Consider the following 14825-nt stretch of genomic DNA (forward strand, 5'->3'; position numbering starts at 1 on the left):
TATTATCCTACCATATCATTCTGTTCCAATCAACGGATATCTAAAAACCATGGCAAGGCATGAACCTGGATAGCTGAAGCATCTCAAGTCTTTGATTGTGCTGGACAGGCTTCTGTGATATAATTGTATGGTCAAAAAAACATTGGACTTAAGATGAAAGAAGGAAGTGTTATGGATTTAAAACTGCAGGTTAAGCAGACACAGACCCTGTCCCAGCGGATGATACAGTCGGCTGAGATTCTGCAGATGACCTCTCAGGAGCTGAATACCTATATTAATGAATTGGCATTGGAAAATCCTGTGATTGATATCGTGGAGCCTCCTGCCGGGAATCAGCAGAAGGAATCGATTGAGGAACAGCAGTGGCTGAATTCCTTTAATGAAGAGAACTATTACCTCTATCAGAGACAGAATAATGACGATGATTATGATTTTAAGAACAGCTGGAACATCAACACGGACGACGGCGAGACCTTACAGGATTACCTGTGGTCCCAGCTGGTTACCGAGGAGTTTTCAAGCCTGGAAACCGACATGATTAAATTCATGCTGGAATCCCTGGACAACAAAGGCTACCTGGGGGAGGGCGTGGAGGATATCGCTTCTTACTTTCAGACCGACCTGTCTGTGGTGGAAAGACTTTTATATACCCTCCAGCAGCTGGACCCGGCAGGCGTCTGCGCCAGGAACCTGGAGGAATGCCTGTCGCTTCAGCTGGAACGGCGCCAGATGCTGACCCCTGTCCTCAGTTCCATCATTAATGGCTGCCTGGAAATGGTGGCCAGGAACCAGATTCCCGCCATTGCAAGGAAGCTGCACCTGTCCCAGGCCGAGGCCGCCGGATACTGCCAGATCATCAAGTCGCTGAACCCCAAACCCGGAGTCTCCTTCAGCAGCAGGGAAAAGCTCAGATACATCATACCGGACGTGACCATTGTTAAATTCAAGGAACATTTTGACATACTTCTCAATGAGTCCATGTACCCGAATATAGAGATTAACAGTTACTACAGCCAGATGAACCGCAACCCCGATTCTGCCGAACTGAAGGAATACCTGAGCAACAAGATCCGCCAGGCGGAATGGGTGAGGCAGTGCGTGACCCAGAGGGGAAAGACCCTGATGCAGGTTTCCAAATCCATCCTGGAACATCAGGAAGGCTTCTTTACCTACGGTCCCTCCCATCTGGCGCCCCTGAAGCTGGCTGACATTGCGCAGGAACTGGACATCCATGAGTCCACGGTCAGCAGGGCTGTAAGCAAGAAGTACCTCCAGTGTTCCTGGGGCGTATACCCTATGAACTTTTTCTTCTCCCGCAAAGTCTCTGTCCAGGAAAATACCGCTGACCCGGATAACGCCTCCGCCGTCACTGCCGCGGACATCAAACGGGCGCTACGGGAAATCATAGACGCCGAAGATAAGAAAAAGCCCTACAGCGACCGCCTGCTGGGCGAAAAGCTGGCTGAACGCGGTATCTCCATCTCCAGAAGGACGGTTGCCAAATACCGCGAAGAAGAAGGGATTGCAGATGCCAGCGGACGGAAGGAATATGTGTGACAGGCGTGCATGGCCGCGGGGAAAACCATTGCTTCCCCGCGGTTTTTAACTGTCTCCCGTCAAAGCGGATAGTCAGTGTTTCAATCCATCATCTGAAAAAGGTAAAAATAAAAAATAATTTTTTGTATTTTCACTTGACAATTGGGCAAAAACTGGGTAAAATATTAGCGTTGTCGGCATGATAAAGAAGAACAGGATTGTTCATCAGAATCTGCGGATAGATGCCCAGATAGCTCAGTTGGTAGAGCAGAGGACTGAAAATCCTCGTGTCGCTGGTTCGATTCCGGCTCTGGGCACTGCTGAGATCATATCAGCAGAATGCAGGTGTAGTTCAATGGTAGAACACTAGCCTTCCAAGCTAGATACGTGGGTTCGATTCCCATCACCTGCTTTTAACTGAATCAGTTATATATGCGCGAGTGGCTCAGTGGTGGAGTATCGCCTTGCCAAGGCGAGGGTCGCGGGTTCGAATCCCGTCTCGCGCTTTTTTTATTGGCTGGAATCCCTTGATTTACAAAGGATTCCAGCCTTTGCGTTCTCCAGAATGATGTAGACAGTTGTAGACACTTCCTATTCTGTCCAGATGGGAATCGGGCCATCTATCCTTTCCCCTCTATCTGTTTCCCACCTATCCTTTTCCCTCTATCCCTTCACCCGGCCGCAAAAGACCATCACCGTCCTTGGCGGAATCACAAATCCTGGCTCCACAGGCCCGGACTCCCTGACTTGTGCATCCCACGTATTGACCGCCCGGAACCATTCCATGCCATCCGGCAATTGAGGAAGCACTGCCTCCAGCTGTTCCCAGTACGCATTGCTGGCAATATAGACTGTCTCCGGCTGCTTCCCATCCTCCTGGCCTGCCATCATGACACCGATGTACCTGTCATAACCGGAAAATCCTTCAACCCATGGACTTGTGCCATGGAAGCTGATATCCGGAAGCCCTCCAAATCCGTCGCTTATATTAGAACGCAGCACCGGATGCTCCTTACGGAAATGTATCATGAACTTGAAGAACCGGAATATGTCCTGGTTCTTTTCCAGAAGGCCCCAATCCAGCCAGGACACCTCATCGTCATGGCAATAGGGGTTATTGTTTCCAAACTGCGTATTGCCAAACTCATCCCCTGCCAGGAACATGGGGATTCCCCTGCTGCACATTAGTACCGCACAGGCGTTGCGTATCATCCGCCTCCTCAGGGTATTGACCGCCTCGTCCCTTGTCTCCCCCTCCGCCCCGCAGTTCCAGCTGTGATTGTCATTGCTGCCATCGGTATTATCCCATCCATTGCTCTCATTGTGCTTTTCATTGTAAGAGTATAAATCATACAAGGTAAAACCGTCATGGCAGGTAATGAAGTTCACGGATGCATTCTCACGGACAGAGGGATCATATATGTCGCTGGAACCTGCAATACGCAGGGCCGCGGCGGCTGCCGCGCCTTCATCCCCTTTCAGGTACCTGCGGATATCATCCCGGTAACGGCCGTTCCACTCTGCCCAGCGGTTCCAGGAAGGAAACTTCCCCACCTGGTATAATCCCCCTGCATCCCATGCCTCTGCAATCAGCTTCACGTCCCCCAGGATGGGGTCAAATGCCAGCTGCTGCAGAAGCGGCGGCTTTTCCATGGGTGAGCCGTCCTCATTGCGCCCCAGGATGGAAGCCAGGTCAAACCGGAAGCCATCCACCCGGTAAGCCGTCACCCAGTAACGCAGGCAGCTTACTATCAGCTGCTGGACAATGGGGTGGTTACAGTTCAGCGTATTGCCGCAGCCGCTGAAGTTGTAGTAAAAACCTTCCGGGGTCAGCATGTAATAGATATTGTTGTCAAAACCCTTAAAGGAGAAAAATGGACCGTTTTCATTGCCCTCGGCCGTATGGTTGAACACCACGTCCAGATAGACCTCAATCCCATGGGCATTGAGCAAATGAATCAGACGCTTTAATTCATTCCCCTCCCGGTTGTACTCCTTGCTGGCCGTGTAGCTTGTATTGGGCGAGAAAAAGCTGACCGTGTTATAGCCCCAGTAATTATACAGCTTTTTCCCATCCACTTCCCGGTAATCCAGCATCTCGTCAAACTCGAATATGGGCATGAGTTCCACTGCATTGACTCCCAGCTCCACCAGATAAGGGATTTTCTCCTTTATCCCCTCAAATGTGCCCGGAAATTCCACCCCCGATGAACCATGCTTTGTATATCCCCTCACATGCATCTCATAGATAATCAGGTCCTCCATGGGAAGCAGGGGCTGCTGATTATCACCCCAGTCAAAATCATCCTTCACCACCCTGGCCTTATAGCGCTGCCCCAAAGTGGAAGGCTGTCCCCACAGGCTCTGTCCGGTCACGGCCTTGGCATAGGGATCCAGAAGGTATTTTTCCCTGTTGAAAATCAGGCCCTTTTCCGGCTCATAAGGTCCTTCCACCCGGTAAGCATATTCAAATTCCCCGATATCCAGCCTGAACACAATCATGGAATACACATTCCCAATCCGGTAATGGGCCGGAAACGGCAGGACTGCATAGGGCTTATCCTCGGTCCGCCTGAACAAAAGCAGTTCCACTCCCGTGGCATGGTGGGAATGGATGGTGAAATTCACGCCGCCCGGTATTGCCGTGGCCCCGTATATATCGTAAAACCCGGGACGCACGGCATATCCGCCTATGTGGTCCATGGCAACCAGATGGATGGCCCCTTCCGCCCCCACAAGGGTTTCCTTGACCTGGGGACATTTCCCCGTTTCCTGTGCCGAAGTAATCCTTCCTGTTTCCTGTGCCATATTTCCTCCGTTTCCGCACACTTACCATGATATCTGGCATTTCATGGTCCATCATCTGTCATGACATGCGCTGCCTCTGCTGAAAGATTCCTGTTTTTATTATATGTGGCAGACAGGACAATAGCAAGGAGGATACACCTTTATTTCCAAAAAGGGTATGGCACGACACCGCACCATACCCAGTCTATCCGCCTATTTCCCCTGCGCTTTCTGTCCTCCCACCGTATTCAGGTACTCCATGATACCCACATGGATGGTCCATGCCATCCGGTCCTGATAATCCTCCTGCTCCAGTTTAGCCGCCTCCTTTTTATTGCTCAGGAAGCCGCATTCCACTATGACAATGGGCTGTTTTACATGGAGAAGAAGGTAATAATTGTCATTGGCCTTGGCCATGCGCTTATTGGCATCCCCCAGCACATAATCAAACCGTTTCTGAAGGATTTCCGCCAGATATTTCCCCTTCTCTGAGGTTTTATAATAGAATACCTGCCCGCCGTTCACATACTCCTCATGGTAGCTGTTCTGGTGTATGCTTACAACCAGGTCAGGGACTGCCTCATTAATCACGTCGCAGCGTTTCCTCATATCCGCCATCTTCTTATGGCTGTCGCCGGAGGTGTAAAGGCCCTGATCTGAGTCCCTGGTCAGCACCACCTTCACATCGGATGCCTCCAGATAAGCTTTCAACCGCTCTACAATCTTTAGATTAATGTCTTTTTCCAACTGCCCGTCAATTCCCACCTTGCCGGGGTCGTTGCCGCCATGCCCCGCGTCTATCACCACCACGGGCCTTGCCTTGTCAGCGTCCGCCTTATCATTCTGGACAGCCACCAGTGTCCCGGCCTGCCACGATACAAGCGCCACGATTCCCAGCAGGAGAATCCCCATCACGGTCTGCCATGCTGATTGCTTCATCAATGGGTGCTCCTTCATAACCTTTAATCCAGTATATTCACCCATCTACCTGAAAAAGACCTGTTTTTACTCCACGCTCAGACTGTTATAGTCCTTAACCGCATCCTCCACTATATATTCCAGATATTCGTACAGGATGGCCGGATAACAATATTCCTGCCACATCCCATATCCCGGCTGCTTCACAGCCTCTTCCACCACCTCATAGGCCCTGCCCGCATAGCAGGCCGCATTGATATCCGCATATACCTTGGACATCTGCTGTTTCTGTGTCTCTGACAGCTTCACGAACAGGCTTCCCGTCTCCTCCTCAGCCGAATCCTTCATGGCGTCATATGCCTGATTGTAGAAAATCCGGTTCAGGGTAGGGGGACTGTATGTATTGAAATTCAACAGGTTCTCATCCGTACTCCTGTGCCTCCTGGCCCACTTTTCCATGTCAACCTGCCTGGTATGGTAGGAAAATGATTCATCCTCCATATATTCCAGGACGCCATACTGGCAGGGCGGCGTGCTCAGGGAACTGGTTACGATTTCATGGATTCCAAAGCTGTTGTTGCGCATGAAATGCTGCACATGAAGATGACCGCTGAGGAACAGCGGGATGTTCTCCCCTTCCAGCTTCTGTATCAGCTCCTCGCTGTGCTCAATGGTACAGTCATCCACATATACCTTGCTCTCCTCCAACAGGTTGTGGTGGGCCACGGGCAGAAGGATGACACCGTCCTCATTGGCAGTCTCCAGCTGTCTGTCAATCCATTCATATGTTTCGGTCTTAATCATGCCTCCCACACGGTTACGCGGCTCATACTGGCAGGTATCCAGCATCAAAAGCCTCATGGACGGACTCAGGTCATAGGTGTAACTCAGGGAACTGGTATCCCGGCTGTTGGCCTCAGAGTAACCGAATTCCTTATAAATCCTTACGAAGTCCGCTGGCGTGGTGGGTTCTGCCGGGTAACGGTCCGCACCTGAATACACGGCCGCGCTGGGGTTATTGATGTCGTGGTTGCCGGGAATCACCACAACGGTTATCCCTGCCCGCTCCAGCGAATCCAGCTTGCCGGCCAGTTCCTCATGGCTTTTCTTTTCGCCCTGAAGGCTCAGATCCCCGCTGATGATCAGCACATCCGGGTTCAGAAGCTGGATTTCCTCAAAGGCTGCATCCGTTATCTCCCACACATAGTTGGTCAGCTTACCGTCCCCATGCTCCACCATGGACTGGAACATGTCGCCTCCATCTGTAAGTGATTCAGCCAGATAATGGATATCCGTCATCACCACAATCCGTTTACCGCCTTTCAGCGGTTCGGCCTTTGTCTCCTTTTCCGCTCCTGGAAAAGGCTCTATCTCCGACGGGCTCGGCGCCGTGGGCTTCACAACCTCCGCCTCGGTGGAGGGCGCTTCTGTCCTGCCGGCAGATGTCTGTACGCTTTCCTCCACAGCGGTCTGGCTGCTGCACCCGGCCGCCATCACCATCAATGCTGCTGTCACAATCCCTGCAATCCACTTCCTGTTTCCCATATCCATCCCCCGGGTTCATATTATCTATTTCACCGTTGACACAATGTCCCATATGTCAGATGATTCAAATCCAAGCTTCCAGCACGCCACGCCTGCCAGGTCAAAATCCTTCACCAGACCAATCTTGAGGGCCATGGACTTCTCATCTTCCATCCATATATATTGCTCCCCATTGCCGTTAACCGTACTTCCGTAAGACAGTCCAAGCCCTTCATCCCAGGCCAGCTCCACATGATTATCCGCAACCCATTGCCTGGCGTCCACAATGCCGTAAGCCTTGGATGTGGTCTTTCCTTCATTGACCGTCCACACCCTTGTGTAGAAAGGCACGGCATTGATGACCTTTTCCTTTGGAACCTCCTTCAAAGTATTCCCTATCCCGTCCTTTACATAGGAAATGGATGCAACAGGGCCTGCTTCTCCTCCTGCATAATGTTCGTCATATCCCATGATGATTACATAATCCGCTACAATCCCCTGTTCCCGCCTGTTATAAAATGCAGAGTAAGAGGAGGGGACATAATTGTCAACTGACAGCACCAGCCCCTTCTGTCTGCATGACACGGACAGTTCCCGGATGAACTGTACATAGTGGGGACCTGCTTCTGCCTTCAGGCTTTCAAAATCCAGGTTGAATCCGTCAAAGCCATAGGTATCGGCTTCCTTCATGAGATTCTCAATCAGCTTCCTGCGGGTACTGGTAGAGGACATAAGCGTCTTGGTGTTAAGGTTCTTCACACTTTCCTGCGTACTCACGTTTTCTACCATGGCCCATACCTGAAGCCCCATCCCATGTGCTTTGTCCACGTACTCCTTGCTGGCCAGGGAGTTATAGGTGCCGTCGTCCGATATCACATTGAACCAGGTGGGGACAATCACATTCATGTCCTTTGTAACAGCCACATAGCTTTCCAGGGTACTGTTGGCCTCCTGGCGCGTCACCTGATGGAAGCCGAGGCGGACCTTTTCATCCATGGAAATACTTGTGTATACCGGCGCTTCAAAGGAACTCTGAGGCGTTACCTGTTCCCGGGCTTCCAGCCTGCGGTTCTCAATATAGCCGATATAGCCGTCCTCCGTACGCACCCTGGACCACTTTTCCATGGTTTCCAGCACATCCACAGTCTCTCCCTGCTCAAGCTCTGTCAGGATTGGGCTTTTCACCCCGCCCTTTTCCCTTACCTGCCCTGCTTTCTTGATTACCGCGGTATCGTAAGGCTCCCACAGGGTGTCAATGAACACGCGCTTAATCTGGCTTGTGGCAAAGGACTGGGTCCGTATGTCCGTGTAATTGACCACAAGGCCCAAAGACAGATACATGCCGTCATCCGTCACCTTAAAAAGAGGGCCTTTTTCCCCCTGTGCATCCTCATCCGCGTAAACAATGGACTCCGGAAGGGCATAGACCAGAAGCTTCTCGCCCTCGTCCCAGTAAAAACGCTGGTTCAGATATTCATTCACCCATTCCACCGGCAGATATACCTGTCCATCCTCGTAAATACCCTTTTCTTCCTGCAGTTCATTATCTAATAGCAAGGCAACCTGGCTGCCCTTAATCCCAAACACCTTTGTCTTATCTGACAGTTCGCTGGTCGGCATATATTTACGGATATAAATATAACCTCCGGCGCCGCCTGCCGCCATCAAAAGGAGCAGCAGGACCAATACCGTAACCGCGCACCCATGACCTTTTCTTCTTCTGCCCATCCTGTCCTCCAGTTCTCATATAATTGTTTTTATTTTATCACAAAACAATAGGAATGGGACATTTAAATATTTACAATTTACGGTCATGGAGGATTACAATCTTCTTATTCCACCCCTTATGAAAGAGTCCTACAGGCACGCTGCCGGCTTTGGCTGCACAGGCTTGGGATGATACCCTTGGCAGCGTACCGGTAAAACTCCCTAATTCATACTAATCACCTTTTTTCTTTTGGGGAGGGTCACAAAGATATACTTTATCAAAACGTATCTCTTTCAGGCATCCCTGTTCGGCCCCTATATAGTCTCCCATATAGAAACCACCGTCTTCCCCCATCTCAAATATGCGTTCCCATTCTGTCTCAGGACACTCTTTTCCATCAATCAGTATACGAACTCCCTTGTTTTTATACCGCCTTAATCCATCCAGATAGACTTTCTGATGTTCCCTGCGGTCCGCATATTCTATATTTCCAACCATAAAGTACCCTCCACCAGATGCATTTAAAAGACAGGCCGTTGTTTCAGGAGGCAGTTCGTGACATATCCATTCATGACGGCCTGCTTCTTTATCTTTACAGGATTCCCTCAAACCACTTCATCGTCCTGTAGTCCACGGAAAAGGCATCCACTGAAAGAGGGACTCTTCTTAGGGGAATACTGAACTGCCTTTCGATTTCCCTTCTGGTGTCCTCGCTGCCAAAGGCAGCCGTATATATCCACCCTGCACCGCACTCTTCTTCCCCTGTTAAAAGTTCCATAAATGCCTCTATTTTCCACTCGCTAAGGGACGCTGTCATAATCTTAACCGTACTCCTGAGCCACTCATCCCGTATGGAAGGCCTCATCTCCCCAAAATCAATGATGATGTCTTCAAAATCCCCTTCCATACACCGGGCCAGGGCGCCTGGGGATCCCTGGGTATAATATGTCACCCCGAGAATCCTGAATCCGTACACCGCAGCATCTGCGTTTTTTTCATTATTCCTCCCTGATGCGCAAGCCATGGACATGAGGTCCCCATGACCGCTCCAATCCAGGACAGCTGTCCTGCGCTGCAGGGAACTGGCAAGGTAATTAGCCATCAGTATGCAAAGATGGGTTACTCCTGTCCCGCGCCCTGCCCCGGCGATGCCGGTGACCCTGCATCTTCCTGCCGGGTCATGCCTGCGTTTAAAAAGGCTTCTTTTAATCTTCTCCATCCCATTGGCCAGCCTTTCCTTACGTTCCCTGGCCTGCCGCCGGACACAGCCTTCCATAATGACCTGAAAAATGCTTCCGTTTCCTTCTGCTGCATAAAGGGATCATCATATTCCGGCGAGGCAAACACCATGGACTGCTTCAGCAGCCTGTTCCAATCCAATGGCTGCCTGGAATGATCCAGATACCTGTCCTTAAGGGTCCATTTCCAATATCCGCCCTGTCTGTGGCGGAACACCACAACCGTCCTCCGGTTCCCATCCCGGTTCCAGACAGTTTGTATAAAGGAGGACATGGAATCCACAAAACACCTTTCCCACGGACTGGACACGGCCACGGCAACCAGTACTCCCATGCCGTCCACCGCATCCTTTGCAAGCTGGCTCCAGTCTGTCCCGTAATCCCTGAGGATGACACGGTATCCCAAAGGCCTGTCCAACCGGACCGCGGGTCCATACCATGGCTTCATATTACAGCCTTTGATTGTATAAATCCCCTTTTCGTCCGGACGCGCACAGACATGGGCGGAAAGCTCCCGTACTGCCCGGGAATGGTTATGCTCTTCATACAACGGGCTCCATCCCTGGTCCGTAAGGAAATGCAGCAGCCCAAATGCCAGATGGGTCACTCCTGCCCCTGGTCTCATGCCTGCCAGATATATAATGAGAGATGAGTCTGGTATTCCTTCCTGATTCCCAGCCGTTTCCCTGGCACAGAGCATACGCAGTGCGGCCTCTGCTTCCTTGGCAGAACCGTACCGTTTGTCCATGTCAGGACTCATACACTTTCCGATTATCCGCTGCAGCGGTCCTGATATGGACTTGGACGTGCCTGCCTCCTGCTTCAGGGTTCCACATAGCATGAAACGGAGGACCGCACCAATGGCATAAATATCAGTCCTTTGATCCAATATATGGTCAGAAGTATATTGCTCAGGGGCAGCGCATCCCGCTGTGCCGTACCTTAGCCGTTCCTGGTTGGCGTCGGTATAGCGCGCAGCATGGTCAAAATCAATCAGCTTTACTGTGCCGTCGCAGATAATCAGATTGTTCGGTTGTAAATCTAAATATAATATGGGTAATTTATATGCAGAGTGCATATATTCCACAAGTCCGCAGATCTGCATCCCATAACGGACTGCATCTGCCTCTTGAAGAGCGCCCTGATGTTTAACCAGGGTGTAAAGAGAGTTCCCTTGCAGGAATTCCTCGATTAAATAAAAATATTCAGAATCTTCTTCCAGGTCATAAATCAATGGGATTCCCGGATGCTGCAGTTCCTTCAGTATCAATGCCTCCCGGCGGAACGTTTCATAATCCGCACACTTCCTGGATACGCACTTGATTGCCCTGTATTCTTCCAGGCCCAGATGAACTGCCAGCCAGACGGTTCCCGACCGCCCAGATCCCAGTCTGTGCAGCAGGCGGTATTTGCCAAATAGTATCCTGTCCCTTTTCCTTCCCTCCTTTGTCACAGATTCATCTCACTCCATGATTTTAACCTATTTTTTGTCATTCGTCTATGGTCGATATATCCTCTATCTTATTCCTAAGTATTTTTTCCAAAAATTTTTATTAAAATTCAAAAGAGTAATTGATATTTTCCTATGTAATGTAGTATATTTAAAGTGTAGAAGTCTATCTTGCGCTACAGACGCAGGAAAACAAACCACAGTTGATATAGAACAGGAAGTGATCCTATGAAGATAGAACGTATTAGTGATAATCAGATCCGCTGCACATTGACCAGTTTTGATTTAAGTGTACGCAACATTAACCTGGTAGAACTTGCCTATGGCACTGAGAAGGCCAGGAAGCTGTTCCGGGAGATGATCCAGAAAGCATCCAACGAGGTTGGGTTTGAAGCGGAAGACATCCCTCTTATGGTGGAGGCCATCCCGCTGTCCAGCGAAAGCATCATGCTGGTGATTACCAAGATTGAAGATCCGGAGGAGCTGGATACACGCTTTGCCAAGTTCTCGCCATTTACGGAGGAGAACCAGAACCCGTTGCTGTCCCAGCTGGCCAGCGAGTTCCTGGAAGGCGCTGAGAATCCCCTCAACTATCTGGAACCGGATACGGTGGAGGAGGCGCAGAATAACGCGGACTCCGCGGTCCAGGGCGCGGATAGTGCCAAGAAGAAGAAAAATGCGGTCAGCAGTGCCCGGATATTCCGTTTCGACAGTCTGGACCGGATCAGTGAAGCCGCCCGCGCGGTCGACGGCATTTATAACGGCGTCAATACCCTTTATAAAAAACCGGATACCCGCCAGTACTATCTGATTGTCAAGCGCCTGGACTGCGAGGACCTTGACTTTTCAAGGGTGTGCAACATCCTGGCGGAATATGCGGCAAAGCTTCCTAATGAATCTGCCAGCGAGGCTTATTTTAAAGAACATTATGAGGTGATGATTGAAGGCAGTGCACTGCAGAATCTGGCTAAGATATGATGATTGGGACAATTGGCCCATTCGGGCTGATAACTTTAACCGCTAAGTTTCGTACAAAATCAAACCAGCCCCTATGATTCACCCAAAAAGCAATCCAATCATAAAACACCCCAACCATAACTCTATATCAAAAAATCCCCCCGCAGCCCACATCCGGCCACAGGGGGATTTCCTTATTATCCATAACTACTGGGGATTCTCAGTTATCTATAATATCATCATAAACACCATCATTTAAAATACTGCGGATACTGCTCCCTGAACAGCTTTTCATTCAGCATCCAGTTATTCAGATGCCTGTCCATGGTTTCCACTGCCCTCTTCTTATCCTTTAACCGGATTGCATCCAGAAGTTCCCGGTGCTCCCCGATAATCTTATGGTCCTTGACCGTGGTCACGGAAAGGCTCCGTATCCGGTCATAGTGGATGGACAGGCGCTGGCACATGCTGTAGGTAAGTTCCTTCCTGCATATGGAAAAAAGCTTTCTGTGCATCTCATTGTCCAGTTCCAGCAGTTTTTCAGGAGAACCGCCTTGACGATAGAACTCCTGAAGCCGGATATTCTCGTCCAGCCACTTGAGGTCGTCCTCACACGCCATGTCGCATACCAGCTCCACGGCTGCCTTTTCCACAATCAGGCGCAGGAACCTTGCCTCCTCCACCAGCTCCACATCAATCAGGGCAATACGCATGCCCCTTTGGGGAAATATCTCGATGATGCGGGATTCCTCGCTGAGCTGGATGACCGCCTCGCGCACAGGTGTACGGCTGATGCCAATCTGCTGTGATACCTCAATATCATTAAAGGGGGCCCCGGGTTCCAAATCCAGGGAGATGATATTGTCGCGGATGGTGCGGTAGGCAAATTCCCTTGCGGTCTCGCCTGATTTCTTTTCTTCTATCTTCATGGGTACAGTCTCCTGTTTCTAAACTGATGCGGAATTACCGGTCCTGCTTTTCAATGGCCTCCCAAAGCCCGTTTAAGTAGCATGCCCCAAGTGCCCTGTCATAAAGGCCGTATCCCGGCATGGACACCTCGCCCCAGATAGCCCTGCCGTGGTCAGGACGCATGATTCCGTCAAATCCGATATCATGGAGCGCCTTCATGATTTCATACATGTCCATGCTTCCGTCCTCTGACAGATGGGCTGCTTCCTGGAAATCCCCTGGCGCATTATACTGCAGGTTGCGCACATGGGCAAATGGAATCCTTCCTTTAAGGGAACGGATGATGTCGGGGATATCATTCTCCGGGTTGCTTCCCAGGGAACCGGTGCACAGGGTAACGCCGTTAAACGGTGCGTCCACTGCCTTCATAAGCTTTAACAGCTGCTCCTTGCCGGTCATGATTCTTGCCAGTCCGAATACAGGCCATGCCGGATCGTCCGGATGGATTGCCATGCGGATGTCGTATTTCTCACATACCGGCTGGATGGCCTTTAAGAAATATACCAGGTTGTCAAACAGTCTGTCAGCATCCACATCCTTGTACATTTCAAATAATTCCTTAATCCTGGCCATACGCTCAGGCTCCCATCCCGGAAGTTCAAAACCATTGGACTTCTCACCCATGGATTCAAACATGTTCTCAGGATTAATCTTGTCAATCTCCTTCTGGTCATAAGCCAGGACCGTGGAACCGTCCGGGCGTACCTTGGCAAGGTCGGAACGGGTCCAGTCGAACACAGGCATGAAGTTATAGCAGACAATATGGATATCTGCCTGTCCCAGGCGCTCCAGCGTTGTAATGTAGTTGGCAATGTACTGTTCCCTCTCAGGCGCGCCCACCTTGATGGCGTCGTGGATGTTCACGCTCTCGATTCCCATTACCTTCAGGCCTTTGGACTCCACGTACTCCTTCATCTGAAGAATACGCTCCATGGGCCATGCCTCGCCTGCCGGGATGTCATACAGTGTGGTGATGATGCCCTTCACACCTGGAATCTGGCGGATCTGCTCCAGGGAGACTGAGTCAACACCTTCACCAAACCAACGCAATGTCATATCCATAATCCTTGTCCTCCTTAATTGTTTCATGGGTTTAAAATAATCCTGTAATCCTATGATTCTATACAGCTTTAATATCTTAGTATACTAATATATTACTCTCGGGAGCACGTTTTGTCAATACATAATTGACAATATCTCCTATGGAAAATGCCCTGGGCGTATTTAAGCACCCATTTCCGCTCTCTGCACATCCCATAGTTATCTTATATTTAAGCATTAAAATACCTCATGCCAATAAAACAGAAAGCCATCTGCCATCCCCCATCAATATAGAAAGGCGCCTGCCATATCCCATGGATACGGCGGACGCCCTTTCATTCCCTAACCCGCTACTGCCTCTAAAGCCTTACCTGCTGGCCAGGACTTCGTTCATCCCTGCAACCAGCTTATCACAGTCAATACCGTGAACCATGCAGGCCTCTTCCAGGGACTCACCCTGGGAAGCAGGACAGCCTAAGCAGTGCATTCCTGCACGCATCAGCATAGGTGCAACCAGCTCGTCCATCTGTATCAGTTCGCCAATCAGCATGCTCTTATCAATTGTCATGACTATAGTACCTCCTTATATTTCTGCTTTTAGTATTCCCTTAAAAACGGATACCTGCGCTTTTATCATCATAATACGATTTCGTGTTTTTGACAAGCCCTGGATCCACTTACATTTTTTTCATATTAA

12 protein-coding genes and 3 tRNA genes are annotated in these 14825 nt (G+C 50.2%); 5 read left to right on the forward strand and 10 right to left on the reverse strand.

The window, feature by feature from the left end; translation table 11 throughout:
• Positions 1-171: 171 nt before the first annotated feature.
• From rpoN to LK536_RS46425, 4 genes are all read left to right on the forward strand, one after another.
• Complete coding sequence (rpoN, locus tag LK536_RS46410; protein ID WP_008720292.1) at positions 172-1557, forward strand: RNA polymerase factor sigma-54; 1386 nt, start codon at positions 172-174, stop codon at positions 1555-1557.
• A gap of 223 nt (positions 1558-1780) precedes the next feature.
• A tRNA-Phe gene (locus LK536_RS46415) sits at positions 1781-1853 on the forward strand.
• 24 nt (positions 1854-1877) lie between these two features.
• Positions 1878-1948 (forward strand) — tRNA-Gly (locus LK536_RS46420).
• 22 nt (positions 1949-1970) lie between these two features.
• Positions 1971-2042: transfer RNA gene (locus LK536_RS46425), tRNA-Gly, on the forward strand.
• Between the two features lie 157 nt (positions 2043-2199).
• Here LK536_RS46425 and glgX read toward each other — a convergent pair.
• The 7 genes from glgX to LK536_RS46460 form a co-directional block, all read right to left on the reverse strand.
• Positions 2200-4344, reverse strand: a complete 2145-nt coding sequence (glgX, locus tag LK536_RS46430) for a glycogen debranching protein GlgX (RefSeq protein WP_331472135.1) — start codon at positions 4342-4344, stop codon at positions 2200-2202.
• A gap of 192 nt (positions 4345-4536) precedes the next feature.
• Entirely contained in the window at positions 4537-5262 is a 726-nt protein-coding gene (locus LK536_RS46435) for an N-acetylmuramoyl-L-alanine amidase (RefSeq protein ID WP_008720297.1), read from the reverse strand.
• Between the two features lie 66 nt (positions 5263-5328).
• A complete protein-coding gene (locus LK536_RS46440) occupies positions 5329-6786 on the reverse strand; it encodes a metallophosphoesterase (protein ID WP_227795706.1) in 1458 nt (485 codons plus the stop codon).
• Positions 6787-6810: 24 nt separating this feature from the next.
• Positions 6811-8493, reverse strand: coding sequence for a glycosyl hydrolase family 18 protein (locus tag LK536_RS46445; protein ID WP_227795705.1), 1683 nt, complete (start codon positions 8491-8493; stop codon positions 6811-6813).
• 211 nt (positions 8494-8704) lie between these two features.
• On the reverse strand, positions 8705-8971 hold the full coding sequence (locus LK536_RS46450) for a hypothetical protein (protein WP_025485227.1): 267 nt from the start codon (positions 8969-8971) through the stop codon (positions 8705-8707).
• 94 nt (positions 8972-9065) lie between these two features.
• Positions 9066-9692 carry a hypothetical protein gene (locus tag LK536_RS46455; protein ID WP_227795704.1) on the reverse strand — a complete coding sequence of 209 codons (627 nt, stop codon included), beginning with the start codon at positions 9690-9692 and terminating at the stop codon, positions 9066-9068.
• Positions 9593-11164 (reverse strand): serine/threonine protein kinase, encoded by a 1572-nt coding sequence (locus tag LK536_RS46460; protein WP_227795703.1) that lies wholly within the window; start codon positions 11162-11164, stop codon positions 9593-9595. Before LK536_RS46460 ends, LK536_RS46455 begins: the two co-directional genes overlap by 100 nt.
• Before the next feature lie 225 nt (positions 11165-11389).
• Between LK536_RS46460 and LK536_RS46465 the strand changes: the two genes are divergently transcribed.
• Entirely contained in the window at positions 11390-12139 is a 750-nt protein-coding gene (locus tag LK536_RS46465) for an adaptor protein MecA (RefSeq protein WP_025485205.1), read from the forward strand.
• Between the two features lie 230 nt (positions 12140-12369).
• Here the strand turns inward: LK536_RS46465 and LK536_RS46470 are convergent, their stop codons facing one another.
• From LK536_RS46470 to LK536_RS46480, 3 genes are all read right to left on the reverse strand, one after another.
• Positions 12370-13047, reverse strand: a complete 678-nt coding sequence (locus LK536_RS46470) for a GntR family transcriptional regulator (RefSeq protein WP_008720324.1) — start codon at positions 13045-13047, stop codon at positions 12370-12372.
• Between the two features lie 34 nt (positions 13048-13081).
• Positions 13082-14149, reverse strand: coding sequence for a mannonate dehydratase (uxuA, locus tag LK536_RS46475; RefSeq protein ID WP_008720326.1), 1068 nt, complete (start codon positions 14147-14149; stop codon positions 13082-13084).
• Between the two features lie 346 nt (positions 14150-14495).
• Positions 14496-14696, reverse strand: coding sequence for a DUF1858 domain-containing protein (locus LK536_RS46480; protein WP_008720329.1), 201 nt, complete (start codon positions 14694-14696; stop codon positions 14496-14498).
• Positions 14697-14825 lie beyond the last annotated feature (129 nt).

This window comes from Clostridium pacaense, from assembly GCF_020709765.2.
In the GTDB taxonomy this organism is placed as follows: Bacteria; Bacillota; Clostridia; order Lachnospirales; family Lachnospiraceae; genus Enterocloster; species Enterocloster hominis.

Bases quoted from the DNA above. Each gene is read 5' to 3' on its own strand.
- rpoN (WP_008720292.1), top strand. From the start codon at position 172: ATGGATTTAAAACTGCAGGTTAAGCAGACACAGACCCTGTCCCAGCGG.
- glgX (WP_331472135.1), bottom strand. From the start codon at position 4,344: ATGGCACAGGAAACAGGAAGGATTACTTCGGCACAGGAAACGGGGAAA.
- LK536_RS46435 (WP_008720297.1), bottom strand. From the start codon at position 5,262: ATGAAGCAATCAGCATGGCAGACCGTGATGGGGATTCTCCTGCTGGGA.
- LK536_RS46440 (WP_227795706.1), bottom strand. From the start codon at position 6,786: ATGGGAAACAGGAAGTGGATTGCAGGGATTGTGACAGCAGCATTGATG.
- LK536_RS46445 (WP_227795705.1), bottom strand. From the start codon at position 8,493: ATGGGCAGAAGAAGAAAAGGTCATGGGTGCGCGGTTACGGTATTGGTC.
- LK536_RS46450 (WP_025485227.1), bottom strand. From the start codon at position 8,971: ATGGTTGGAAATATAGAATATGCGGACCGCAGGGAACATCAGAAAGTC.
- LK536_RS46455 (WP_227795704.1), bottom strand. From the start codon at position 9,692: ATGGAGAAGATTAAAAGAAGCCTTTTTAAACGCAGGCATGACCCGGCA.
- LK536_RS46465 (WP_025485205.1), top strand. From the start codon at position 11,390: ATGAAGATAGAACGTATTAGTGATAATCAGATCCGCTGCACATTGACC.
- LK536_RS46470 (WP_008720324.1), bottom strand. From the start codon at position 13,047: ATGAAGATAGAAGAAAAGAAATCAGGCGAGACCGCAAGGGAATTTGCC.
- uxuA (WP_008720326.1), bottom strand. From the start codon at position 14,149: ATGGATATGACATTGCGTTGGTTTGGTGAAGGTGTTGACTCAGTCTCC.
- LK536_RS46480 (WP_008720329.1), bottom strand. From the start codon at position 14,696: ATGACAATTGATAAGAGCATGCTGATTGGCGAACTGATACAGATGGAC.